The organism is Rhodococcus sp. G-MC3, assembly GCF_030063335.1.
Classification (GTDB): Bacteria; Actinomycetota; Actinomycetes; order Mycobacteriales; family Mycobacteriaceae; genus Rhodococcoides.
Window position 1 is genome coordinate 241,285 of record NZ_JASISW010000002.1, and the last position, 22,912, is coordinate 264,196.

Annotated in this window: 25 protein-coding genes; 18 read left to right on the top strand and 7 right to left on the bottom strand. The window is 63.5% G+C overall.

Going from position 1 to position 22,912, the window contains the following annotated elements:
- Positions 1-104: 104 nt before the first annotated feature.
- From typA to QMK17_RS03015, 5 genes are all read left to right on the top strand, one after another.
- Positions 105-2,042: a translational GTPase TypA gene (gene typA, locus QMK17_RS02995; RefSeq protein WP_283506939.1), complete on the top strand. Its 1,938-nt coding sequence runs from the start codon at positions 105-107 to the stop codon at positions 2,040-2,042.
- Between the two features lie 76 nt (positions 2,043-2,118).
- A complete protein-coding gene (locus QMK17_RS03000; RefSeq protein ID WP_283507034.1) occupies positions 2,119-3,837 on the top strand; it encodes an ABC transporter family substrate-binding protein in 1,719 nt (572 codons plus the stop codon).
- Positions 3,813-4,718 carry an N-acetyl-1-D-myo-inositol-2-amino-2-deoxy-alpha-D-glucopyranoside deacetylase gene (gene mshB / locus QMK17_RS03005; protein WP_283506940.1) on the top strand — a complete coding sequence of 302 codons (906 nt, stop codon included), beginning with the start codon at positions 3,813-3,815 and terminating at the stop codon, positions 4,716-4,718. The genes QMK17_RS03000 and mshB overlap by 25 nt, the downstream gene beginning before the upstream one ends.
- A gap of 36 nt (positions 4,719-4,754) precedes the next feature.
- Complete coding sequence (locus tag QMK17_RS03010; RefSeq protein WP_283506941.1) at positions 4,755-4,913, top strand: hypothetical protein; 159 nt, start codon at positions 4,755-4,757, stop codon at positions 4,911-4,913.
- A gap of 30 nt (positions 4,914-4,943) precedes the next feature.
- Positions 4,944-5,393: a hypothetical protein gene (locus QMK17_RS03015; protein WP_283506942.1), complete on the top strand. Its 450-nt coding sequence runs from the start codon at positions 4,944-4,946 to the stop codon at positions 5,391-5,393.
- On the opposite strand, the gene QMK17_RS03020 is transcribed toward QMK17_RS03015, so the two are convergent.
- The 3 genes from QMK17_RS03020 to QMK17_RS03030 are packed head-to-tail and all read right to left on the bottom strand — an operon-like array spanning position 5,302 to position 8,005.
- Positions 5,302-6,015, bottom strand: coding sequence for a uracil-DNA glycosylase (locus tag QMK17_RS03020; RefSeq protein WP_283506943.1), 714 nt, complete (start codon positions 6,013-6,015; stop codon positions 5,302-5,304). The two genes, QMK17_RS03015 and QMK17_RS03020, sit on opposite strands and share 92 nt — an antisense overlap.
- Positions 6,003-7,520, bottom strand: coding sequence for a PH domain-containing protein (locus tag QMK17_RS03025; protein ID WP_283506944.1), 1,518 nt, complete (start codon positions 7,518-7,520; stop codon positions 6,003-6,005). The genes QMK17_RS03020 and QMK17_RS03025 overlap by 13 nt, the downstream gene beginning before the upstream one ends.
- On the bottom strand, positions 7,517-8,005 hold the full coding sequence (locus tag QMK17_RS03030) for a PH domain-containing protein (RefSeq protein WP_283506945.1): 489 nt from the start codon (positions 8,003-8,005) through the stop codon (positions 7,517-7,519). Before QMK17_RS03030 ends, QMK17_RS03025 begins: the two co-directional genes overlap by 4 nt.
- 122 nt (positions 8,006-8,127) lie before the next feature.
- On the opposite strand from QMK17_RS03030, the gene QMK17_RS03035 reads away from it, so the two are divergent.
- From QMK17_RS03035 to QMK17_RS03065, 7 genes are all read left to right on the top strand, one after another.
- The gene (locus QMK17_RS03035) at positions 8,128-10,692 is read left to right on the top strand and encodes a bifunctional FO biosynthesis protein CofGH (protein WP_283507035.1); all 2,565 of its coding nucleotides are present in this window, start codon (positions 8,128-8,130) and stop codon (positions 10,690-10,692) included.
- Between the two features lie 2 nt (positions 10,693-10,694).
- The gene (locus QMK17_RS03040) at positions 10,695-11,462 is read left to right on the top strand and encodes a hypothetical protein (protein ID WP_283506946.1); all 768 of its coding nucleotides are present in this window, start codon (positions 10,695-10,697) and stop codon (positions 11,460-11,462) included.
- 117 nt (positions 11,463-11,579) lie between these two features.
- Complete coding sequence (fdxA, locus tag QMK17_RS03045; RefSeq protein ID WP_283506947.1) at positions 11,580-11,903, top strand: ferredoxin; 324 nt, start codon at positions 11,580-11,582, stop codon at positions 11,901-11,903.
- A 2-nt stretch (positions 11,904-11,905) separates the two neighbouring features.
- A complete protein-coding gene (dapC, locus tag QMK17_RS03050) occupies positions 11,906-13,012 on the top strand; it encodes a succinyldiaminopimelate transaminase (RefSeq protein ID WP_283506948.1) in 1,107 nt (368 codons plus the stop codon).
- A gap of 68 nt (positions 13,013-13,080) precedes the next feature.
- A complete protein-coding gene (locus QMK17_RS03055) occupies positions 13,081-13,701 on the top strand; it encodes a LysE family translocator (RefSeq protein ID WP_283506949.1) in 621 nt (206 codons plus the stop codon).
- A gap of 46 nt (positions 13,702-13,747) precedes the next feature.
- Entirely contained in the window at positions 13,748-15,238 is a 1,491-nt protein-coding gene (locus tag QMK17_RS03060) for a SulP family inorganic anion transporter (protein ID WP_283506950.1), read from the top strand.
- 16 nt (positions 15,239-15,254) lie between these two features.
- Positions 15,255-15,608, top strand: coding sequence for a MerR family transcriptional regulator (locus QMK17_RS03065; protein WP_283507036.1), 354 nt, complete (start codon positions 15,255-15,257; stop codon positions 15,606-15,608).
- Between the two features lie 19 nt (positions 15,609-15,627).
- Here the strand turns inward: QMK17_RS03065 and QMK17_RS03070 are convergent, their stop codons facing one another.
- On the bottom strand, positions 15,628-16,017 hold the full coding sequence (locus tag QMK17_RS03070; protein WP_283506951.1) for a hypothetical protein: 390 nt from the start codon (positions 16,015-16,017) through the stop codon (positions 15,628-15,630).
- Positions 16,018-16,034: 17 nt separating this feature from the next.
- Between QMK17_RS03070 and QMK17_RS03075 the strand changes: the two genes are divergently transcribed.
- Positions 16,035-17,435 (top strand): acyl-CoA synthetase, encoded by a 1,401-nt coding sequence (locus QMK17_RS03075; RefSeq protein ID WP_283506952.1) that lies wholly within the window; start codon positions 16,035-16,037, stop codon positions 17,433-17,435.
- A gap of 31 nt (positions 17,436-17,466) precedes the next feature.
- Here the strand turns inward: QMK17_RS03075 and QMK17_RS03080 are convergent, their stop codons facing one another.
- Positions 17,467-18,057, bottom strand: a complete 591-nt coding sequence (locus QMK17_RS03080; protein WP_283506953.1) for a CHAP domain-containing protein — start codon at positions 18,055-18,057, stop codon at positions 17,467-17,469.
- 294 nt (positions 18,058-18,351) lie between these two features.
- Between QMK17_RS03080 and QMK17_RS03085 the strand changes: the two genes are divergently transcribed.
- From QMK17_RS03085 to QMK17_RS03105, 5 genes are read left to right on the top strand one after another with little or no spacing between them, the layout of a single operon-like run.
- On the top strand, positions 18,352-18,864 hold the full coding sequence (locus QMK17_RS03085; RefSeq protein WP_283506954.1) for an OsmC family protein: 513 nt from the start codon (positions 18,352-18,354) through the stop codon (positions 18,862-18,864).
- A gap of 3 nt (positions 18,865-18,867) precedes the next feature.
- A complete protein-coding gene (locus QMK17_RS03090; RefSeq protein ID WP_283506955.1) occupies positions 18,868-20,166 on the top strand; it encodes an O-acetylhomoserine aminocarboxypropyltransferase/cysteine synthase family protein in 1,299 nt (432 codons plus the stop codon).
- On the top strand, positions 20,163-20,645 hold the full coding sequence (locus QMK17_RS03095) for a CoA-binding protein (protein WP_283506956.1): 483 nt from the start codon (positions 20,163-20,165) through the stop codon (positions 20,643-20,645). The genes QMK17_RS03090 and QMK17_RS03095 overlap by 4 nt, the downstream gene beginning before the upstream one ends.
- A gap of 1 nt (position 20,646) precedes the next feature.
- The gene (locus QMK17_RS03100; RefSeq protein WP_283506957.1) at positions 20,647-21,066 is read left to right on the top strand and encodes a DUF1810 domain-containing protein; all 420 of its coding nucleotides are present in this window, start codon (positions 20,647-20,649) and stop codon (positions 21,064-21,066) included.
- Positions 21,067-21,079: 13 nt separating this feature from the next.
- On the top strand, positions 21,080-21,547 hold the full coding sequence (locus QMK17_RS03105) for a 6,7-dimethyl-8-ribityllumazine synthase (RefSeq protein WP_283506958.1): 468 nt from the start codon (positions 21,080-21,082) through the stop codon (positions 21,545-21,547).
- On the opposite strand, the gene QMK17_RS03110 is transcribed toward QMK17_RS03105, so the two are convergent.
- Both QMK17_RS03110 and QMK17_RS03115 read right to left on the bottom strand, forming a co-directional pair.
- Entirely contained in the window at positions 21,544-22,578 is a 1,035-nt protein-coding gene (locus tag QMK17_RS03110; protein ID WP_283506959.1) for a GAF domain-containing protein, read from the bottom strand. The two genes, QMK17_RS03105 and QMK17_RS03110, sit on opposite strands and share 4 nt — an antisense overlap.
- Positions 22,575-22,877, bottom strand: a complete 303-nt coding sequence (locus QMK17_RS03115; RefSeq protein WP_283506960.1) for a cytochrome P450 — start codon at positions 22,875-22,877, stop codon at positions 22,575-22,577. The genes QMK17_RS03110 and QMK17_RS03115 overlap by 4 nt, the downstream gene beginning before the upstream one ends.
- Between the last annotated feature and the right edge of the window lie 35 nt (positions 22,878-22,912).

Here is a 22,912-nt window from a genome sequence, read left to right on the forward strand (position 1 = left end):
AACTCGGTCAGTCGCGAGAACCTCGCGGTGCAGCGCGCTTCTCTCTAGCGACATAAGCCCGCTAGCGAACAAGAGCCCGCATTCGACCCAGGAGAATTTTTCGCGTGAGCGCCCCAAGCAGTGCAGACAACATCGACAGCACCACAACGTTTCGCAACGTAGCAATCGTTGCACACGTCGACCATGGTAAGACCACGCTGGTCGACGCCATGTTGCGTCAATCAGGAGCGTTCGAGGAACGCGCCGAAGCTATCGACCGCGTCATGGACTCGGGTGACCTGGAAAAAGAAAAAGGCATCACGATTCTGGCCAAGAACACGGCCGTCCACCGACGTAACGCCGACGGCACCATGACCGTCATCAACGTCATCGACACCCCCGGCCACGCCGACTTCGGTGGTGAGGTCGAGCGCGGCCTGTCCATGGTCGACGGCGTCGTCCTTCTCGTCGACGCATCCGAGGGCCCGCTTCCTCAGACCCGCTTCGTGCTGCGCAAGGCACTTGCCGCGTCACTGCCGGTCATCTTGGTCGTGAACAAGACCGACCGCCCCGACGCGCGTATCGAAGAGGTCGTCTCGGAGAGCCACGACCTGCTGCTCGACCTCGCGTCGGATCTCGACGACGAGGCCTCCGAAGCTGCCGAGCTCGCACTCGACCTTCCCGTCCTCTACGCCTCCGGCCGTGAGGGCAAGGCGTCCAAGGTTCAGCCCGAGAACGGCAACGCACCTGACGCGGAGAACCTCGACGAGCTGTTCGAGGTACTGCTGAGCTACGTCCCGGCCCCCAAGGGCACCGTCGACGCACCGCTGCAGGCACACGTCACCAACCTCGACGCTTCGGCCTTCCTCGGCCGTCTCGCGCTGGTTCGTATCCACAACGGCGAGCTCAACAAGGGCCAGACGGTCAGCTGGATGCGTGAGGTCGACGGCGAGCCCGTCGTTCAGAAGGCCAAGATCACCGAGCTGCTCAACACCATCGGTGTCGAGCGCGTCCCCGGCGAGAAGGGTGTCGCCGGAGACATCGTCGCCGTCGCAGGATTCCCGGACATCATGATCGGCGACACCCTCGCCGATCTGGAGAATCCTGTCGCGCTGCCTCGTATCACCGTCGACCAGCCGGCCATCTCGGTCACCATCGGCACCAACACGAGTCCGCTCGTCGGACGCGTCAGTGGACACAAGCTCACCTCTCGCATGGTCAAGAGCCGTCTCGACCAGGAATTGGTCGGTAACGTCTCGCTCAAGGTCCTCGACATCGGGCGTCCCGACGCCTGGGAGGTCCAGGGTCGTGGCGAGCTCGCGCTCGCCATCCTCGTCGAGCAGATGCGTCGCGAAGGCTTCGAGCTGACCGTGGGCAAGCCTCAGGTGGTCACCCGCCAGGTCGACGGCAAGCTCCACGAGCCGTTCGAAGAGCTGACGATCGACACCCCCGAGGAATTCCTCGGTAGCGTCACGCAGCTGCTCGCAGCTCGCAAGGGCAAGATGGTTCAGATGACGAACCACGGCGCAGGCTGGGTTCGCATGGAGTTCATCGTTCCCTCGCGAGGTCTCATCGGCTTCCGCACCGACTTCCTCACCGACACCCGCGGCACCGGTATCGCCAACGCCGTCTTCCACGGCTACGCGCCGTGGGCAGGGGAGATCCGTGCGCGCCACACAGGCTCGCTCGTCTCGGACCGACACGGCAGTGTGACGCCGTTCGCGATGATCCAGCTCGCGGACCGCGGGACGTTCTTCGTCGAGCCGGGTGTCGATACGTACGAGGGCATGGTCGTGGGCATCAACCCGCGTCAGGAAGACCTCGACATCAACGTCACCCGCGAGAAGAAGCTGACCAACATGCGTCAGTCTTCCGCCGACGTCATGGAGACTCTGGCCAAGCCGAAGAAGATGGACCTGGAAATGGCCATGGAATTCTGCGCAGGCGACGAGTGCGTCGAGGTGACCCCCGAGGTCGTACGCGTCCGTAAGGTGCACCTCGATTCGAACGAGCGCGCTCGTGAGCGTTCGCGCAGCAAGTCGCGTGACAAGGCTGCTCTGTAAAGACGTTCTACTCACCCGTGTGCGTGTAGCACTGTGTTGCTACACGCACACGGGTTTCGACGCGAAGGAGTGGCAATTGCGGCAGGTTCACGTGCTGGGCATCGGAGCCATTGCACTGGTTCTCGCAGCGTGTACCGCTAACCCGCCCCCTCCCGTCGAGAGCGAGCCGACCCCTCTCACGACGACGACGGCGCCACCGGTCCAGACGGGTGATCCCGTTGTGGTGGGGATCGACGACGTGGGGATCGGATTCAACCCTCATCTGCTCGCCGACCAGTCGCCCGCCAATTCGGCCGTGAGTTCGCTGGTTCTGCCGAGTCCGTTCCGGCCCGCCCTCGATCAGGAAGACCCGCCGAACACGGTGTGGATGCCCGATTCGACGGTGCTGATCTCGGCCGAGGTGGCGTCGCAGAACCCCTTCGTCATCAGGTACCAACTCCGCAACGAAGCCCAATGGTCCGACGGCGCTCCCATCGCCGCCGAGGACTTCCGCTACCTCTGGCAGCAGATGATCACCCAGCCCGGCGTGATCGATCCGGCCGGATACGCACTGATCGACAACGTCGCCTCCTCCGGCGGCGGTAAGACGGTGAACGTGACGTTGAGTGCGCCGTATCCCAACTGGCAGAGGCTGTTCACCGATCTCCTGCCGAGCCACCTGCTCAAGGATTCGCCAGGCGGGTTCCAGACCGGTCTGAGCGAAAACGTTCCCGTGTCCGGTGGGCAATTCAACATCAAGTCGATCGATCAGGGGCGCGACGAGATTCTGCTCGAGCGCAACGACAGGTTCTGGGACGAACCAGCACGTCCCGACGGTATTTTGATGCGTCGCGGCGGCACGGCCGCGCAACTCGCCGACTCCTTGCGCTCGAAAGATGCTCAGGCGGCACAGGTTCGGTCCAGCACGGCCACCGAGGCTCAGCTTGCGGCGATACCAGGTGTCCGCACCGGTATGCGGCTCCAGCCGCGCGTTCTCGACCTGACGCTCAACGGCCGAGCCCCCATGCTGGCCGATCCCGTTGTGCGACAAGGCGTGATGGGTCTGCTGGACAGTTCACTGCTCTCGACGGTTGCTGCAGGTTCCGGCGCGGTCGATCATCCTGCGCGCGCCCAGCTGTCCAGTCCGTCGGATCGCGGGTATGCGCCCACGGCTCCCGCCCCGATCGGTCGTGAGGCCGCACTGGCACTACTCGCGCGCAGCGGCTATACGGCAACGCCCGAGGGTGTCCTTCAACGAGCAAATGTGCCGGTGGAGTTCGTGATCGGCGCGGTGGAGAACGATGCGACGGCACTGGCGGTGGCCAATACCGCTGCCGATCAACTGACCGGGGCAGGGATAACCACCACCGTGACACCTGTGCCGCCGGACGAGTTGTATGGCACTGCTCTCACCGCGCCTGCGGTCGATGCTGTTGTCGGGTGGTCGAGCGTCGGGCTCGATGCGGGGACAGTTGCCGCATCCAGGTTCGGTTGCGCAGCAACGGAATCAGCTGCTCCAACGGTGGAGTCGTCGAGCAACGACAGCGTGCCGCCCACCCCCAGCAACCTGTCAGGTCTGTGTGTCCCCGACCTCGAGCAGTCGATCGATCGTGCGCTGCGGGGTGAACTCACGGCTCAGGAGTTCACTGCCGAAGCGGAACCGAAACTGTGGGCGCTGTCCGCAGTGCTGCCGATCATGCAGGATTCGTCGGTCGTTGCCGTCGGCAACGGTGTGGATGGAGTATCGCTGGCAGGGCCGATCGAGGTCGGTATCTTCGGTGATGCAGCCGAGTGGATGAGAGTCAAGACCAAGTGAGATTGCTGCTCGTTCATGCCCACCCCGACGACGAGACCATCACCACCGGCGGCACCATCGCGCATTACGCGCGTGCAGGCGCCACAGTCACGGTACTGACCTGCTCGCTCGGTGAGGAAGGCGAGGTCATCGGGCCCCGGTGGGCCGGCCTCGTCGCAGACGAGGCCGACCAGCTCGGGGGTTACCGGATACTCGAATTGCACAGGGCGCTGGAGGTTCTCGGGTCGGAAAAACCTCGTTTTCTCGGTGGTGCCGGACGGTGGCGTGACTCCGGCATGGCAGGAACGCCTGCTTCGCTGAACCCACGCGCATTCGTCAATGCCGACCGCGACGAGGCCTTGGCGGCGATGGTGTCCGTCGTGCGCGAGGTGCGGCCGCACGTGATCGTCGGCTACGACCCGGAGGGGGGCTACGGCCATCCCGATCACCAACAGGTACACACTCTCGTGACCGAGGCTTTCGATGTCGCGGGCACCGATCGCTATCCCGAAGCAGGACAGCCGTGGGCGCCACAGAAGTTCTACTGGACCGTCACCGGTGAGCGTCAGCTGACCGAAGGCATCGAGGCGATCGCGGATCTTCCGTCCGATTGGCGGATGCCCGTGCCCGGCGAGCTCCCGAGCGTCCCCGAGAGTGTCGTCACCGCGTCACTGGACATCCGGGAAGTGTTGGAGCAGAAGCGCGAGGCACTGCGCGCGCACGCCACGCAGGTGACCGTCGCGCCGTCGGGCGCCGAGTACGCGCTGTCGAACAACATCGTGCAGCCCATCCTGGCCGACGAGCAGTACGTGCTGGTCCGCGGAGAACCCGGAGAGCTCGATGAGTCGGGTAGGGAGTGCGACCTGTTTTCCGGCGTACTAAGGTATGAGCTGGATCACTAGATCCATCGGGTCGGCCGAGTATTGGGTGGGACAGCTATGTACAACTGGATCGTGCAGGACGCCATCGTTGCGTTCGTCAACTCGTTGATGCCGGACTTTCCGCGTCAGGAAATGCTCTACCAGAACGGCTTGACCGACCTCGCGTCCGCGCTGAGTTCGCTTCTGACTTCTTTGGGATACCCTCCGGTCTCCTGACCGCCAGAGGGATACGTCAGTATTGGTTGCATGATCTCGAAGGCCGCATCCAATACTGTCGTCCTCGTCTCGAGGGCAACACTTGCAGTACTGATCTTCGACGGTTTCCTGTGCGGCATTCTGGCGGTAGTTTTCCTGCCCACGTATGTGGGCTACGTGCAAATGCCGGTCAGTGCGCTTCTCGCGGGCATTGCCAACGTGATGCTCTTGTTCGCCGCCCGAAAAGTCGCTGAACGGCCCCTCGCCATCGCGTCCCCGCTGATCGGCTGGGGTGTGGCGGTCCTGGTGTGCATGTTCGGCGGTCCTGGCGGCGACGTTCTACTGCTCGCAGACTGGCGTACTGCCTTTTTGTTGGTCGGCGGTCTGGTGCCCCCGGGAGTCCTGCTGTTCAGCTGGCGGCTGAAGTCACTGACAAACCTGCATGCGAACCCGCAGCCCGGAGCACATTCTCGATCATCGTCGGAGTCAGCCTCCCTGTGAATGTATTTCGCTGACTCACGTGGTAGCTGCCGAACAGTCGGACGCTTCCCAGATCTACTTCGATGCCGTGTCCGAACTTCCGCCGCGGTCGCGGAATCTGCCATCCATTCTTCTCCAGTACGGGCAGCAAGGCTTGCCAACCGAAGCCACCGAGAACGACGATCGATCGCAGTGTCGGTTTCAGCAGTTCGAGTTCGATGTCGAGCCACCCTCGGCAGCGATCGCGTTCGGTCGTGGTCGGCTTGTTGTCCGGTGGAGCGCAGTGCACCGGAGCTGTGATTCGCACACCACGCAACGTCAGGCCGTCACCGATGTGCGTCGAAGTGGGCATGTTGGACAGGCCGACGGCGTTCAGCGCGGCGTAGAGCACATCGCCGCTGCGATCGCCGGTGAACATGCGTCCTGTTCGGTTTGCGCCGTGCGCGGCCGGGGCCAGCCCGACGATCAGCACCCGCGCATCCGCGGGTCCGAACGCAGGAACTGCTCGGCCCCAATAGGGTTCGTCTCGAAACTCGGCTTTTTTCTCGACCGCGACCTTCTCTCGCCATCGGACGAGCCGTGGACATGCCCGGCACGAGATGACTGCGCGATCGAGTTCGTCGATCGTCTTCATCGAGCCCATATGTCGCCTGCTCCCGGGGTGACGGCCTCGACGAGTGCCCATGCTTGTTCGATGGGGATGTCGAGCACCTCGTAGTGCCCGGTTCCGGCGGGCGTGGCGGCGATGATGGTCGCGACGCCCGCGCGGCGCTGAAAGAAGGTCTGCGAGACGGTCCAGCCGACGATTCCAGCGGCTTCGAGGCTGTGGCGCGTGCGGTCCAGTGACCCGTGGCGGGTGATCAGCCAGCCGGGGAGGACGGCGTGACCGAGTCCGCGGTAGCGGTCCCAGGCGACGAACACGGCTCCGAGGACCAGCACGACGACTGCCGCCCACACCAGTGCCGGAATCGGTGCGCCCAGCGTCTCGGCTACTCCGACGGCCACACCCACGGCTGCTGCGGGGCCGACTGCTCGGGTATACCGCCTGCGTCGTGCCGCCGGGCCATGCGACTGCAACGGTTTCTGAGCGTCGGCGTGCAACCCTGCGTCGCCGAGAACGACAGTCATCATTCGCAGGGCCTCGGCCGCGGGTGCCTGCGGCAGCAACAGTGAGGATTCTTTCTTCTCGGCGCTGACTCCCGTCATGATCGCGTCGAGCTTTGCGCCTCTCGCGATGCGGAGAAGCAACGGTTCCGAGAGTGACGTGCCGCGAAGACGCTTGCGATCCAACGTGGTCGAACGCGTTCTCAGCAAGCCGTGGTCGACGTGAAGGCGAGTGCCGTCGTCGGTGACCGTCAGATTGCCATAGGCAATCAGATATCGAGCGCAGGCGAACAGGCTCGCGATGATCAGCAGGATCACCAACCCGACGACGACGATCACCACGATGCCGAGATGCTCTGCCGAATCGATGCTGTTCGAGACGACGGACGAGTCTGCGAGTCTCTGGCCGAGCCCGTACTGGAACAGCACGCCGACCGCCGCCGCGATGGTGACCACCCCGGTGAACGAAAAGGGTGCGTACCGAACCCACGAGGTGCGCCAGTGCGCGATCTCGGTTTCCGCGGGCGGCGGCGAACCTGGGGCATCCACTGTCCTTGTCGCTCGCTGCAGCAACTCCTCGCGTAGCGCAGGTACGGCCCCGGCGTCGAGAGCGTTGAGTTCGAACTTCTCACCCTTACCCGCCTGTTGCCCGGTTCCGATACGCAGGATCGACAATCCGAGAACCCGGTGCAGCACACCGGCTTCGATGTCGACGGACCGGATTCTGCTGCGCGGTACCGACAGCAGCTTCTTCTGAAACACCCCGGTTCGGAGTTGAACGTGGACGGGTCCAATGCGATAGCTCGTGGTGAACCAGCGCAGTATCGCGAACACCACCACGGCGGCGACGATGATCGAACCCCAGTAGTGGTTGCCACTTTGGCTGCCCAGGACGAACGACACCAGCAGCACCGGCAGCACCTTGACCGCCTCGTTCACCGGGTGCACGAGCAGCATTCGTTTGTCCAGACGCAGCCAGGGCTGCTGTTCCTCGCTGGCCAGCAGCTCGGTATCCGAACTCGTGTCGCGCTGCTCGGGACTCATGTTGCGTCCCCGAGCGTTCGTCCGGCGATCTCGGTGAGCTGCGCGACAGTCTTGTCCGCGACGTCCTTGTCGAGCGCCGTGATCTTCACGGCGCCGGCCGACGACGCCGTCGTGACGGTCACGGTGGAGAGCCCGAGCATCCGGTCGATCGGACCGCGCTCGGTATCGACCGTCTGGATCCGGGAAATCGGGGCGATGCGCCGCTCCTGGTCGAACCAACCGGTCAAGGTGTAGACGGCAGTGTCGCTGATTTCCCAGCGGTGCACCCGATATCGCCACAGCGGAACCGCGACGATGTGCACGGCTGCCAGCACGACCGAGACTACGAAAACCATGATGTGTGGCCAGCTCGTCCACGCTCCGGCGATGACGGCCCAGACTATCTGAGCGATGAACGCCGGAATCCACATCAGACTCGCATTGATTGCCCACAGCTGCTGTGCTCGAGGACTCGGACGCCACGCTGGATCGGTCATCGTGATCATGGCTACAAACCTAACGGTGCCGTTCCTCCAGCTCTACCTCCCGCGTTGCGGCGGCTCAGCAGCGCCCGAACACCCTGCGGTGGCACGCGCACGCGTCGAAGGAGCATGATCGAGTAGTGACCATGCTGCCTGATCCCGCTGCAACTGCTCTCCCGCTCGAGAAAGTACCCGCCCCGTCCGCCATGCGCAGAGTTCTGCGACGTGCCCGTGACGGTGTCAGTCTCAATGTCGACGAAGCGACCGTGCTGCTGCATGCGCGCGGCGACGACTTGGTGGATGTGATGGCGTCGGCGTCTCGGGTCCGTGATGCCGGTCTCGAATCGGCGGGGCGGCCGAAGACGGTCAGCTACTCGCGGAAGGTGTTCATTCCGATCACTCGTCTGTGCCGCGACAAGTGCCATTACTGCACGTTCGTCACGGTGCCGGGCAAACTCAAAGCCGAGGGTCATGGATTGTTCATGGACCCCGACGAGATCATCGAGGTCGCGCGCCGGGGTGCCGAACTCGGTTGCAAGGAAGCACTGTTCACTCTCGGTGACCGTCCCGAGGAGCGCTGGCCCGAGGCCAAGGAATGGCTCGACTCCCGCGGCTATGACTCGACGTTGGATTACGTTCGGGCGATGTCGATCCGGGTGCTCGAAGAGACAGGTTTGCTGCCGCATCTCAACCCCGGAGTCATGTCCTGGCAGGAGCTTTCGAGGCTCAAGCCGGTTGCGCCGTCGATGGGCATGATGCTCGAGACCACGTCCCGTCGATTGTTCGAGGAGAAGGGCCAAGCGCATTACGGCAGCCCGGACAAGGACCCCGAAGTCCGTCTGCGGACGTTGACCGACGCCGGTCGACTCACAATCCCGTTCACCACCGGAATCCTCGTCGGGATCGGCGAGACCATTCGTGACCGCGCCGAGTCCATCATGGCAATTCGTAAAGTACACAAGGCATTCGGGCACGTGCAGGAAATTATCGTGCAGAACTTCATCGCCAAGGACGACACCGCCATGCGGACGGCGCCCAACGCGGGCATGGAGGAATTTCTCGCGACCATCGCGGTGACACGTATTCTTGTCGGGCCTTCGATGCGTATCCAGGCTCCACCGAACCTGGTGGAGGCAAGCGAGACGGCAGCGCTGCTCGGCGCAGGCGTCGACGATTGGGGTGGTGTGTCGCCGCTGACACCCGACCACGTCAATCCCGAGCGTCCGTGGCCGAACCTGGACACGCTGGCGGAACTGTCGCAGGCTGCCGGCTACACCCTCGTCGAGCGCACGGCGGCCCAGCCGCAGTACGTGCTCGCCGGCGCGCCGTGGATCGACCCGCGGATCTCCGCGCACGTGCGCGCCCTCGCGGACCCGGACACCGGGATGGCCAGGGTAGAGGTCAAGCCGTCGGGCCTGCCGTGGCAGGAACCGGACGAGGAGTGGGAGTCCTCGGGGCGTGTCGATCTGAACACCGAGATCGATACCGAGGGCCGCAACACCGAAACACGCAGCGATCTCGCGAACGCGTTCGGCGACTGGGACTCGATCCGTGAGCAGGTCCGCGATCTGGCCGGTCTCGAGCGCGTCGACCGGGATCTGGTAGCCGCTCTGAAGGCCGCGGAGAACGATCCGGCGGGGTGTTCCGACGAGCAGTATCTGGCCCTGGCGACCGCGGAGGGTGCAGGAATGGACGCCGTCGCCGCTCTGGCGGACGATCTGCGTAAGCAGGTCAACGGCGACACCGTCACCTATGTGGTGAACCGGAACATCAACTTCACCAACATCTGCTACACCGGCTGCCGGTTCTGCGCGTTCGCCCAGCGCAAGGGCGACGCCGACGCGTTCACGCTGTCCACGGCCGACGTAGCCGATCGTGCATGGGAAGCGCACGTCGCGGGTGCCTCCGAGGTGTGCATGCAGGGCGGAATCGACCCCGAACTGCCTGTCACGGGCTACGCGGATCTGGTCCGCGCGGTCAAGGCGCGGGTGCCGTCGATGCACGTGCACGCGTTCTCGCCGATGGAGATCGTCAACGGTGCCTCACGCGGCGGGCAGTCGATCCGAGAATGGTTGACCGAGCTGCGTGCCGCGGGATTGGACACCATCCCCGGTACGGCAGCGGAAATTCTCGATGACGAGGTCCGGTGGGTGCTGACGAAGGGGAAGTTGCCGGCGGCGGAGTGGATCGAAGTGGTCACCACCGCGCACGAAGTAGGCCTGCGCTCGAGCTCGACGATGATGTATGGGCACGTCGACAATCCCTCGCACTGGGTCGGACACATGAATGTGCTCAAGGGTATTCAGGACAAGACGGGTGGGTTCACCGAGTTCGTGCCGTTGCCGTTCGTGCATCAGTCCTCACCGCTGTATCTGGCAGGGGCGTCGCGTCCGGGTCCGACGAACCGTGACAATCGTGCGGTGCACGCTCTGGCGCGCATCATGCTGCACGGGCGTATCGACAGCATTCAGACGTCGTGGGTGAAGTTGGGGATCACGGGTACACAGGTGATGCTCAATGGTGGTGCCAACGATCTGGGTGGCACGTTGATGGAGGAGACGATTTCGCGGATGGCAGGATCGGAGAACGGTTCCGAGAAGAGTGTGGCCGAGCTGCACGACATTGCGAACGGGATAGGACGGCCTGCACGCGAACGCACCACGACCTACGGTTTCGTCGACGAGGTCCCAGCAACAGTGGGGCTCGTCTGAGCATGGAAGATCGTACTGTCGCGTCGGCGCTTGCCAAAGCCGTCGCCATCATCGACCCTGTCCTCGACGTACTTGCCAACCGGGATCCGGTCGGTCTGAAAGCTCGGACGTTCCGTAGGCCGACCGAGGAAGACACGGTCCTGGACAAGGTCCTCGACTCGCTGGCCAAAGCGCTGAACGTCACCGATTTTCCCGGCACCGAGGCGTGGGAGAAGCTCGACGGCAACGCCCGGTCGGAGTGGTGGGTTGCCCGGATCGGTGCGTTGAATACGGTCGCGGTCGCATTTCCGGGCGTCTTCGGAGTGCTGGTCAATCGACTGCCACTGCAAGACCTCCTGGGCTTTGCCAACCAGGCGATGGTTCTGGTGGCCGTAGCCCGCGAGAACGGCGTCACCGACAGGTCCGTGCACGTTCGGATGCTCGCATCCGTGCTGTGCGAACGTGACATCGATCTCTCGGAATCGAAACCGAAATCGGAACCGACGACCGAGCGCCAGAGTGGTCCCTTCGCGCTGCTTCACGCGATGTGGGACGTCGCAACGGTGCTTCGGGAGGTGTCGGGTGAGCTGGCGAAACGACCACGCAGCCGAGCGGTTTTCCGCGCGATCTCAGCGATCCCGCTGCTCGGAGCGGTGGCGAGCTACATCGGCGAACGTGGTGCGCTCTCACGAGCCGCGAAGGAGGGCCGCCGATGGGTCGAGGCCGACCAGAAAGCCATCCGCCCCGTACGCTCGGACGTGTCGGATTACCCGGCGACTCTGCGCAAGTGAGGCCACCCTGCGCGGATTGTCGTAATACTTCGACGCGATACTAGGATTCTCTTCGGCGTTCGAGGCACGATCGACAGGGCCTCGATGTCGACTTTTCGAAAGGGAGGGAGAGCAGCAGTGACCTACTCGATTGCAGAACCGTGCGTGGATGTGCTGGACAAGGCATGCATCGAAGAATGCCCGGTGGACTGCATCTACGAGGGCAATCGAATGCTCTATATCCACCCCGACGAGTGCGTCGACTGCGGCGCCTGTGAGCCGGTCTGCCCCGTCGAGGCGATCTTCTACGAGGACGACGTTCCAGATCAGTGGAGCGGATACGTCAGCGCGAATGTCGATTTCTTCGACGACCTCGGTTCGCCCGGTGGTGCCGCAAAGCTCGGCAAGACCGACTACGACCCGCCGTTCATCAAAGCGCTGCCTCCCATGGCCGAGCACTGACCTTGGCTCGAATCTCAGTTGCGTCCGGGCTCCCCGACTTCCCGTGGGACTCGCTCACCGCAGCCAAGGAAAAGGCCCAGTCTCATCCCGACGGGATCGTCAACCTGTCGGTCGGCACGCCCGTCGACCCGGTAGCGCAGCTCATTCGTGACGGTCTTGCCTCGGTTTCGGACGAACCGGGCTACCCGACCACCGTCGGTACTCGTGCGTTGAGAGAAGCAGCCGTTGCGGCTCTCGCACGTAGGTACTCGGTCACCGACATTTCCGTCGATGCTGTCCTTCCCGCCATCGGAACCAAAGAGATGATCGCGTGGCTTCCGAGCCTGCTGGGTCTGGGCAGCGACGATCTCGTCGTCATCCCCGAGCTCGCATACCCCACCTATGAGGTGGGCGCGCTGCTGGCAGGCGCCCGAGTCGTCCGCGCCGACGGACTCAACCGCCTCGGGCCCGAGAACGCATCGCTGGTGTTCGTCAACTCGCCGTCGAATCCGACGGGCAAGGTCCTGCCGATCGATCACCTGCGCAAGGTGGTTGCGTGGGCTCGGGAACGCGGAGCCGTCGTGGTCTCCGACGAGTGCTACCTGGGGTTGACCTGGGAGGCAGAAGCAGTTTCGATTCTCGACCCGCGCGTGAGCGATGGCGATCACACGAATTTGCTTGCCGTGCATTCGCTTTCCAAGACTTCGAACCTCGCGAGCTACCGTGCGGGATTCGTCGCAGGCGATCCGATCCTGGTGAAGGATCTCCTCGAGGTGCGCAAGCATGCAGGCATGATTGTGCCGCTGCCGGTCCAGGCAGCGATGACCGTCGCGCTGACCGACGACGAACACGAAAAGTTGCAGCGTGAGCGCTATCGCGCACGGCGCACCGAGTTGAAGGCTGCCGTCGAAAAAGCAGGCTTCACCGTCGATCATTCCGAAGCAGGCCTATACCTGTGGGCAACTCGCGGGCAGCCGTGCCGCGACACCGTGGACTGGCTGGCCGAGCTGGGCATCCTCACTGCGCCCGGGGAGTTCTACGGTCCTTCGGGTTCTCAGCACGTGCGTATCGCGCTCACCGCTACCGACGAGCGGATCCACGCTGCGGCGGAGCGTCTCACAGCGTCGTAGACCGGCTTTGAAGCTCGCTTGGTCGATTCCCTTTGCGCAAATCCTGGCCATAGTGTTCTCATACACCCATGACCCTGCCCCTGCTGCTCAGCTTCGCCGGTGTGTGCTTCCTGCTGGCGATCCTGCCGGGACCAGATTCCTTCCTTGTGTTGCGCTACAGCATCGGCGGGCTCAAGCCGGGTATTGCTGCCGCGATGGGCGTCGCGATCGGCGGGTTGTTCTGGGCGGTTCTGGTTGCCGTCGGGCTGGCCGCACTCGTCGAGCAGTCGGCGACGGCCTACCGCATCATCAAGATCCTGGGTGGCCTTTACCTGCTCTACCTCGGTGTTCGGGCGTTCATGGCACGGCGCAAGAACAAGATCGAGGGCGAGCCGATGAAGCCGGTTGCCGCGTCGGCGTTGTCCGCGTTCGGCGCGGGAATACTCTCGTGCGCCCTCAATCCCAAGGTGGGCTTGTTCTACCTCGCGGTGGTGCCTCAGTTCTTGACCGTCGTCACGTTCGCCGGAGCGATGACGCTCGGCATGGTGGAAGTGTGTGTGGCAGCGATCGTCATGGGATTGTTCTCGGTCGCGGCATCGAAAGCCGTCGACATGCTGCGGCGGCCGAAGGTGACCGATTGGCTCGACCGCATCAGTGCCGGAATCCTTGCTGCACTCGGAATCGGGACGGTTGCGTCGTCCATCCAGTAGCGATCGACCGCAACCCTACCCTCACGTCAGGGTAGGGTTGCGCAACGTGTCCAACGACTTTCCGGCCGCTCTGAATGTTCTGACGGCGCTGCGTTCCCCGAAGCTTCTCGCGACCGAGATTCTCGCCGGCCTCGTCGTCGCACTTGCGCTGATTCCCGAGGCGATCTCGTTCTCGATCATCGCTGGCGTCGACCCCAGTGTCGGCCTGTTCTCGGCGTTCACCATGGCCGTCACCATCGCCATCGTGGGCGGACGCACGGCCATGATCTCGGCGGCAACTGGATCGGTTGCCCTCGTCATCGCTCCGATCGTCCCCCAGTACGGGCTCGACTACCTCGTCGTGACGGTCCTGCTCGGAGGACTGATCCAGATCGCGCTGACGGCCTTGGGCGCGGTCAAGCTGATGCGCTTCATTCCGCGCAGCGTCATGGTGGGCTTCGTCAACGCGCTCGCGATTCTGATCTTCATCGCGCAGATCCGGTACTTCATCGGTGTGTCGTGGCTCGTCTTCCCGATTGCCGGGGTCGCGATCATGGTGATGATCGTGCTTCCCAAACTGACCGCCGCCGTTCCCGCTCCACTCGTTGCCGTCGCCGCGTTGACACTGGTGACCATCGTGTTCGGACTGCCAGTTCCCAATGTCGGTGACGAGGGCGCACTTCCGACGTCGTTGCCTTCGCTGTTCACCCCCGATATTCCGTGGAACCTCGACACTCTGGAGATCATCGCGCCGTTCGCTTTCGCGATGGCACTCGTCGGGCTGCTCGAATCTCTGCTGACCGCAAAACTTGTCGACGATGTGACCGATACGCCGTCGAACAAGACCCGAGAGGGGGCGGGCCTCGGTATCGCGAACATCGTCACCGGCGCGTTCGGCGGAATGGGCGGCTGTGCGCTGATCGGTCAGACGATGATCAATGTCAAGATATCCGGTGCCAGGACTCGTATCTCGACCTTTTTGTCGGGAGTCTTCCTGCTCGTGCTCGTCGTGGTGTTCGGCGATGTCGTCGCCCAGATCCCGATGGCGGTACTCGGCGCCGTCATGATCATGGTGTGTCTTGCCACATTCGACTGGCACTCGATCAAACCGAAGACGTTGCGGCGCATGCCGTTCAGTGAAACAGCAGTCATGGTGGCGACAGTGGCGGTGACCGTCGCGACGGACAATCTGGCGTACGGTGTCATCGCAGGAGTCGTCATCGCGATGATCCTGTTCGCACGCCGCGTCGCGCATGTCACCGAAGTAGTCGAGATCGCCCATCCGGACGAGAACACCCGCGTCTACGGGGTTCGCGGCGAATTGTTCTTCGCCTCCAGCAACGACCTGATCCACCAATTCGACTATGTGAGTGCCCCAGCCAACGTGGTCCTCGACCTGTCGCAGGCGCACGTCTGGGACGCGTCGACCGTCGCTACCCTCGATGCCGTGACGACCAAGTACGCCAAGTACGGCACCGAGGTCTCCATCGTGGGACTAGGCGGACCGAGCAAGGAACGCCACGAGCGTTTGACGGGCCAGTTCGGCGAAGAGAGCTGAAGACGTGGCCAATCACATGCAGATCGGTGAAGTGGCCGAGCGCACCGGACTGTCGATTCGCACGCTCCGGCACTATGACGAGGTTTCTCTCGTGCCGCCGTCGGAGCGCAGTGCAGGCGGGTACAGGTTGTACACCGAGGTCGACATCGCCCGGCTCATGGTCATTCGCCGGATGAAGCCGCTCGAATTCACTCTCGACGAGATGAAACGGTTGCTCGATTCACTCGACATCATCGAGGCCGGGGGAGAGGGGATCGCCGCTGCCGCCGGATTCGTCGAGCAGTGTCATGCCAAAGCGCTGGCCGCCTGCGAGAACCTGCGCACAAAGCTGTCGTACGCGGAGGAGCTGACCGAGTTGCTCAGGCGCTGAACCGTCACGTGGGGCGGAGTCAGCCGATGTCCCAGCCTCCTCGCCTGATCCTCAGAATGTAGACCAGTTCGCTGCTACCGAAGGCCTCGACAGTGGTGAATCGTTTCGGTTCGGCGTTCGAGCTCGGATTCACTGCGTGGCCTTCTTCGTAGATCTGCGTCGCACGGAGGTCGGCCAGCTCGACGCGCGTCCAGAAGTCGTCCGATTGCACCGAGTACACCAAACGGGGCGCGCCGTCGGTCACATGCTCGACGTCGTCGTCGTTCTCCAGATCGTCATCCAGTTCTTCCTCGGTGTCGGCGTCCTGCTCGGCGTCGGTGCCGATCAGATAGACCCCTGGTTGCAGGTCGCCGGCGGGGACCGTCATGTATTCGGCGTAATCGCCGGTGTCGATTCCATCCGCATCCATGTATGTACGGTAACCATGTGCTGCTTCGTTCATTGAACCCACTTGCCGTCGCGCGCGGCGACGATATCCCCAACGCCGTCACCATCGGCGACGTCTCGCTCTCCCGCGGCGACATTCTCGGCGCTGCGACGTCGGTTGCGGAGCGGGTGTCGCAAGCCGATCGGCTCGCCGTGCTGGCGACTCCGTCGGTCAAGACGGTTCTCGCTGTTGTCGGCTGTCTCATCGCCGGTGTGACGGTGGTGCCGATTCCTCCCGACGCCGGGCAGGTTGAGCGTGAGCACATCCTGCGCGACTCCGGTGCGCAGGCTTGGCTGGGCGAAGCGCCCGAGGACACCGCCGGACTGCAGGTTCTCCCGGTCCGGCAGCATGCGCGGTCCTGGCACAGTTACCCCGATCCGCATCCGTCGTCGATCGCTTTCGTGCTGTACACCTCGGGAACGACAGGGCCGCCGAAGGGCGTGCTCATTTCTCGTGATGCCATCGCTGCGGGAATCGACGCGCTCGCTCAGGCGTGGCAGTGGACCTGGAAAGACACTCTGGTCCACGGTCTTCCGCTGTTTCACGTCCACGGGCTCATTCTCGGACTGCTCGGCCCGCTGCGCATCGGAAGCCCCGTGATCCACACCGTGAAACCGACGCCGGAGCGTTATGCCGCCGCTCGCGGAACACTGTATTTCGGTGTCCCGACGGTGTGGTCTCGCATCGCGGACGACGAAGAATCGGCCCGTGCCCTCAGCGGAGCACGGCTGCTGGTATCCGGTAGTGCAGCGCTGCCGGTTCCCGTGTTCGACAAGCTTCGCGAACTCACCGGGCAGGCACCGGTCGAGCGATACGGGATGAGCGAAACCCTCATTACCCTCAGTACCCGTGCCGACGGAGACCGCAGGCCGGGCTCGGTCGGAGTGCCCGTCGCGGGCGTCGAAACCCGGTTGTGCGGGGAGACCGGGGAAATCCTGCCGCACGACGGCGAGGCGATCGGGGCACTCCAGGTCCGCGGCCCCATGCTGTTCGACGGCTACCTGAACAATCCGGAAGCGACAGCGAAGTCGTTCACCGAGGACGGTTGGTTCGACACCGGTGACGTCGCATCGATCGAACCGGACGGCTTCCACTGGATCGTCGGTCGCGCCTCGACGGATCTGATCAAGACCGGTGGATACCGCGTCGGTGCAGGCGAGATCGAGACGGTGCTGCTCGGTCATTCATCGGTCGACGAAGTTGCCGTCGTCGGGATTGCGGACGACGACCTCGGGCAACGAATAGTGGCGTTCGTGGTCGGCACCGACATCGACGAGCAGGTCCTGATCGACCTGGTGGCCGGGGCGCTCTCGAACCACAAGCGCCCGCGGGAAGTTCGCGTCGTCGATTCTTTGCCGCGAAACGCAATGGGTAAGGTGCTGAAGAAACAGCTGGGCTAGTTGGGTCGAGCGCTGAGTTGGTTCGGCCGGGCTACGCTTGACTGCCGAAACCGACTATCGCGGAATCCGATTCGACATCGACGGTGTGCACTCGAACCTTTCCGGACTCGTTGCCGCCGACTGTTGTTGCGGTGTCGCCGTCGACTGCGACGACAATGTTGGTGTGCTGGCCGATCCAGCTGCTGTTGTCGTACAACACCACGTCGCCGACTTTCGGGGAATACCCCTTGGGCTCGAACCGGCCCTGCTGCTGGTAGTACTCGGTGAGCGTGTAGACACCAGGAATTCGCCAACTGCCAGAGTTCGGATTGCTGAGCGGCTGACCTGCCTCACGCATGATCCAGCTGACGAAGTTCGCGCACCAAGCCTCGTCGACCCCCTCGGAGTAGAAGGTCCCCGGGCGCTGCTTCTCGTGCTCGGCGCGCAACAGATCTACCACCTGCGCCTGGGACGGGGTCAACGATGCCGTGTCGACTTCGGGAAATGCTGTCGTGTCCCACGGGAAGTAGCGGCTGGGGGCGATCCAGAACACCGCGCCTGCCACCACGATCACCGCGGCGAGGATCCCTGCGATCCAGCGGCCGATGTGGCGGCGCGGACGGGTGGGGGACTCGATGCTCATTCTTGAAATGTACCGGCTCGAATGTACCGGGTGGTTCGGTACGGTCCCCGGATCTCCCGACCCGGCATGAATGGACCACCACAACGGCTGGACGGCTTCAATGGTCCATTCATGCCGAAAGGCCGGTGCGACAGGCGAGGCTGCTACTGTCGGATGAGTGACCGCTACCCACGTGAGAGCCTCCGTGCTGATTCGGCGGCGCACCATCGATTATGGGTTCGTCTGCGCTTCTCGTTGTCGCCTTACCTGATCCAACCAATCAGGCCAGGCTCATCAACGCAGGAAGGCACTTTCATGTCTACAGCTGTATCCCATCTCGGATCGGTCATTTCGGGCACCAAGGACGCCGTCGACGCAGACTCCAAGAACGCGCACGCAGTGTTCAGGGCCACCGCGACGGCACACGACGCGGTTGCCAGCACAATCGGCATCGGCAAGTTCAGTGTCGAGGTCGACGAGCCGCCGGCCCTCGGCGGCGAGAACACGGCACCCAACCCGGTCGAGTTCTACCTCGCCTCACTGTTGTCGTGCCAGGTCGTAACCTACCGTGTCTGGGCCGACAAGCTCGGCATCGTCGTCGATGACATCAAGGCCAGGGCAGAGGGTGACCTCGACGTACGTGGCTTCTTCGGCTTCGACGAGAGCGTGCGCGCCGGGTTCGGTGAGGTTCGCGTCGTCGTGAAGGTGACAGGCCCGGAAACGCGTGAGAAGTACGTGGAGCTGCACGAGGCAGTCGATGCACACTGCCCGGTTCTGGACCTCACCCGTAACCAGACCCCCGTCCACACAACCCTCGAAACGGACTGACGCGTGAGCGAGAGATCATTCGGCCTGCGTACTCGTGCGATCCACGCAGGTGCACGCCCCGACCCGTCGACCGGCTCGCGTGCCGTGCCGATCTATCAGACGGCCGGGTACGTGTTCGAGAACTCAGCGGATGCGGGTGATCTCTTCGCTCTGCAGAAGTACGGAAATGTGTACAGCCGCATCGCCAATCCCACGGTCGCTGCCCTGGAGGAACGCATTGCGAGCCTCGAGGGCGGCATCGGGGCCGTGGCATTCGCGAGCGGTCTCGCGGCAGAATTCGCGGTGTTCGCAGCGTTGGCCGGTAGCGGCGACCACATCGTCGCCGCCGCCGGTCTGTACGGCGGAACCGTCACACAGTTGGATGTGACCCTGCGGCGGTTCGGCGTCGAGACATCCTTCGTCGGCGGCACCGACCCGGCGGACTACGCCGCGGCGGTAACGGACCGGACCAAGCTGATTTATGTCGAGGTCATCGGCAACCCGTCGGGTGAGATCGCAGACCTGGAGGGTCTTGCAAAGGTCGCCCACGACAACGGGATTCCGTTGGTGGTCGACGCGACAATGGCGACGCCGTGGCTGTGTAGGCCGATCGAGTTCGGCGCCGACATCGTGGTTCACTCGGCGACGAAGTTTCTCGGTGGTCACGGTTCGACGCTCGGGGGCGTGGTCGTGGAGTCCGGCCGATTCGATTGGGGCTCCGGCAAGTTCCCTCAGATGACCGATCCGGTGCCGTCGTACGGAGGTTTGTCGTGGTGGGGCAATTTCGGTGAGTACGGATTCCTCACCAAGCTGCGCAGCGAGCAGCTACGTGATATCGGTGGTTCGCTTCCAGCGCAGTCGGCGTTCACGCTGATTCAGGGCGTCGAGACGCTGCCGCAGCGAATGGACGCCCATGCGGCCAATGCTCAGGTCGTCGCAGAATGGCTGGAGGCGGACTCGCGTATCGAGTACGTCAAATGGGCTGGTCTGCAGGACCATCCGCACTTTCATCGAGCGAAACACTACCTTCCTGCTGGTCCGGGCGCGGTGTTCGCATTTGGAATCGACGGTGGCCGGGAGGCAGGTCAGAAGTTCGTCGAAAGCGTGCAGATCGCCAGTCACGTCGCGAATATCGGTGATGTGCGCACGCTGGTCATCCACCCGGGAAGCACCACTCACCGTCAGCTCACCGACGAGCAACTGCACGGCGCAGGAGTGGGGCCGGAACTGGTCCGTATCAGCGTCGGTCTCGAAGACGTCGAGGACATCTTGTGGGATCTCGATCAGGCACTTCGCGCGGCGACAGGACGGGAGCGATCATGAGCGAACGTACATGGCAGGGTCCTTCGGCTCCGGAGCGGCTGAAGATCCTCCGTGCCACCAAGTCCGTGGCGATTGTCGGCGCGTCCAAGAACCCCTCGCGGGCAAGCTATTTCGTCAACAAGTACCTTTCGTCGACGAGTGATTATCGGATTTTCCTGGTCAACCCGACGGTCAGTGAGATCGAGGGAACCACCGTGTACCCGACGCTCGCAGCTCTGCCGGAGGCGCCGGACCTGGTGGACGTCTTCCGGAAGTACGACGATCTCCCCGCGGTGCTCGAAGAGGTGATCGCGGCCGAGGCGAAAACGATCTGGCTGCAGCTCGGGCTCTGGCACGAGCAGGTGGCGCACGATGCCGAGGCCGCGGGACTGAACGTCGTCATGGACAGGTGTCTCAAGATCGAGCACGCGCGGTTCCACGGCGGGCTTCACCTCGCTGGGTTCGATACGGGTGTCATCGACTCCCGACGGACGCGCTGACGTGCCCGACTACGATCTGCAGCGATTCGTCGACGCGCAGGATGCCGTGTGGCCCGCTGTGCGGAAAGAGTTGAAAGCCGGGCAGAAGCAGACTCATTGGATGTGGTTCGTGTTTCCGCAGCTGTCCGGTCTCGGCCTCAGCGCCACCGCCCAGCATTACGGGATCGCGGACCTCACCGAGGCGAAACTATATCTTTCGCACGAGGTTCTCGGACCGCGACTGCAGCAGGCCGCGAACCTGGTGGACAAGATCGAGGGGAAGACGGTCAGCGAGATTTTCGGGTATCCCGACGATCTGAAATTGCACTCGTCGATGACGCTCTTCGCGGAGGCAGGACCCGGCATCGCGGTGTTCGGCAGGGTTCTGAACAAATACTTCGGCGCAGTGCCGGACGAAAGAACTCTCGACCTATTGGAATGACTAAAGTCAAGGAATGACCAACGCCATGCCCGAAACTGTTGTTACTCGAACCCCTGCCTCTGGAACAGTTGCCTTCATCCAAGCTACTTGGCACAGCGACCTCGTCGATCGCGCCCGTCAGGGATTTGTCGCAGAATTCGACGGTGATGTCGACGTGTACGAGGTACCGGGTGCATTCGAGATACCGCTGCATGCGCAGCGTCTCGCGCGCACCGGCCGGTACTCGGCGATCGTCGCCGCAGCACTCGTGGTCGACGGCGGAATCTACCGTCACGAGTTCGTGGAGACTGCGGTTATCGACGGACTCATGCGAGTTCAGCTCGATACCGATGTGCCGGTGTTCTCCGTCGTCCTGACGCCGCACCACTTCCACGAGCACGCCGACCACAACGAGTTCTTCTCGTCCCACCTGGAGAAGAAGGGCACCGAGGCCGCGCGAGCCGTCGCCCGCACCCTGGAGTCCCTCGCAAAGATCGGCTAGTCGCGGTACATGTCGACCACGGCGAGATACCGACCGAGGTCTCCCGGATAGGACGAGATGCGCATGCGCGTCGGCGCCCAACCGCCTGGCTCTTCGCGAGACCTTGTTCGCACGGCGATCTCTTCGTGGTCGTTACCCACCACATCGTGGTCGTTGCCTCTGTGGAGTCGTTGGTGCGCTGCCGCGATGAGAGGTCGGTCGTCGGGGTGGAACACGTCCTCCCCGGAGGAGACGTCGCGCCACTGCACCCACGGCGGTGTCGTGTCGCAGAGCCACATCGCCAGATACCCGCGGGCCGGGACCAGCAGCGCCGGGTAGATGCCGAGGGCCTCCATTCCCCGCTGCCGTGCGAGGACATCGAGGATCGGCTTGTCCGGCTCGATGGTGTCGGTGACGTCGTGCCAGAGAACCCGAACACCGATCTCACCCGGATCGAGGCACGCGCGAGCATGGCAGTGCCACCGCATGATTCGGCCGTCGGCGTGCAGGACGCTGAACGAGCCTTCCCAAAAACCACCCTCGGCGGGGGCCAGGCACAGGGCGAACAATCCCGCTGTGTCATCGAACCGAATGGATTTCGCGTAGTACTCGGCGGGAGTTCGCTCCGGAACGTGTGCGACCGGTTCGACTCCCGACATCATCGAGGCCTCCAGCGTCTGCGCAATGACACCCTTCTCCAACAGCCAACTCACTGCTGAGACCGTGCGCGGGAAGCCAGGATCGAGATCTGCCTGGCCGATCCACAGTTGTAGAGCATGGGTTGCCCCCGTCGGCCCGACTACCGGGTGCGCGAGGAGTCTGATCGGCGTCGTCCCGTTGCGGCGCCGAATGTCGACGACTTCCTCGTAGCGCGTGGCAGCGTCGTAGGCGCGCTGCAAAAAAGCATCGACCACGATCTTCGAGTCCGGCGAGAGTCGCTGAACGGACAGAGATTCGTCGAGGCTTCTGGGACTTCCGCCCTTGGCGACGATATTCATCTCGCCCGGTACCAGTGTCTCGATCAAAACCCACTCCGGCTGCGAGGCGCTCATCGCCGCTGCACCTTCATCCGCGTGTTCTGCGGTTTCAGTGTCAATGACTCCTGGATATCCAGTCGGTAGCCATCCTCGAGTTCGAATTCGAACGCGCGCATCAACTCTGCAAGAGTCGACACCGATTCGTGCAACGCGAATTGGCGTCCGATGCACCTCCATACACCCGTGCCGGACGCGAGGGAGATGTCCTTGCGGGCCTTTCGGAAGCAGGTGGGCGCCGACGGCCACGGCCGCAAGTTCTCGTCGATGACGTCGCCGAACACCGGTAACCGAAAGCGGGGAGTCGGTATGTTCACATGTTTATCATGCCTCATGACATTGAGGTTCGACC

Bases quoted from the DNA above. Each gene is read 5' to 3' on its own strand.
- QMK17_RS03010 (WP_283506941.1), top strand. From the start codon at position 4,755: ATGTACAACTGGATCGTGCAGGACGCCATCGTTGCGTTCGTCAACTCG.
- QMK17_RS03015 (WP_283506942.1), top strand. From the start codon at position 4,944: ATGATCTCGAAGGCCGCATCCAATACTGTCGTCCTCGTCTCGAGGGCA.
- QMK17_RS03020 (WP_283506943.1), bottom strand. From the start codon at position 6,015: ATGGGCTCGATGAAGACGATCGACGAACTCGATCGCGCAGTCATCTCG.
- QMK17_RS03025 (WP_283506944.1), bottom strand. From the start codon at position 7,520: ATGAGTCCCGAGCAGCGCGACACGAGTTCGGATACCGAGCTGCTGGCC.
- QMK17_RS03030 (WP_283506945.1), bottom strand. From the start codon at position 8,005: ATGATCACGATGACCGATCCAGCGTGGCGTCCGAGTCCTCGAGCACAG.
- QMK17_RS03035 (WP_283507035.1), top strand. From the start codon at position 8,128: ATGCTGCCTGATCCCGCTGCAACTGCTCTCCCGCTCGAGAAAGTACCC.
- QMK17_RS03040 (WP_283506946.1), top strand. From the start codon at position 10,695: ATGGAAGATCGTACTGTCGCGTCGGCGCTTGCCAAAGCCGTCGCCATC.
- QMK17_RS03055 (WP_283506949.1), top strand. From the start codon at position 13,081: ATGACCCTGCCCCTGCTGCTCAGCTTCGCCGGTGTGTGCTTCCTGCTG.
- QMK17_RS03065 (WP_283507036.1), top strand. From the start codon at position 15,255: ATGCAGATCGGTGAAGTGGCCGAGCGCACCGGACTGTCGATTCGCACG.
- QMK17_RS03070 (WP_283506951.1), bottom strand. From the start codon at position 16,017: ATGGATGCGGATGGAATCGACACCGGCGATTACGCCGAATACATGACG.
- QMK17_RS03080 (WP_283506953.1), bottom strand. From the start codon at position 18,057: ATGAGCATCGAGTCCCCCACCCGTCCGCGCCGCCACATCGGCCGCTGG.
- QMK17_RS03085 (WP_283506954.1), top strand. From the start codon at position 18,352: ATGTCTACAGCTGTATCCCATCTCGGATCGGTCATTTCGGGCACCAAG.
- QMK17_RS03095 (WP_283506956.1), top strand. From the start codon at position 20,163: ATGAGCGAACGTACATGGCAGGGTCCTTCGGCTCCGGAGCGGCTGAAG.
- QMK17_RS03105 (WP_283506958.1), top strand. From the start codon at position 21,080: ATGACCAACGCCATGCCCGAAACTGTTGTTACTCGAACCCCTGCCTCT.
- QMK17_RS03110 (WP_283506959.1), bottom strand. From the start codon at position 22,578: ATGAGCGCCTCGCAGCCGGAGTGGGTTTTGATCGAGACACTGGTACCG.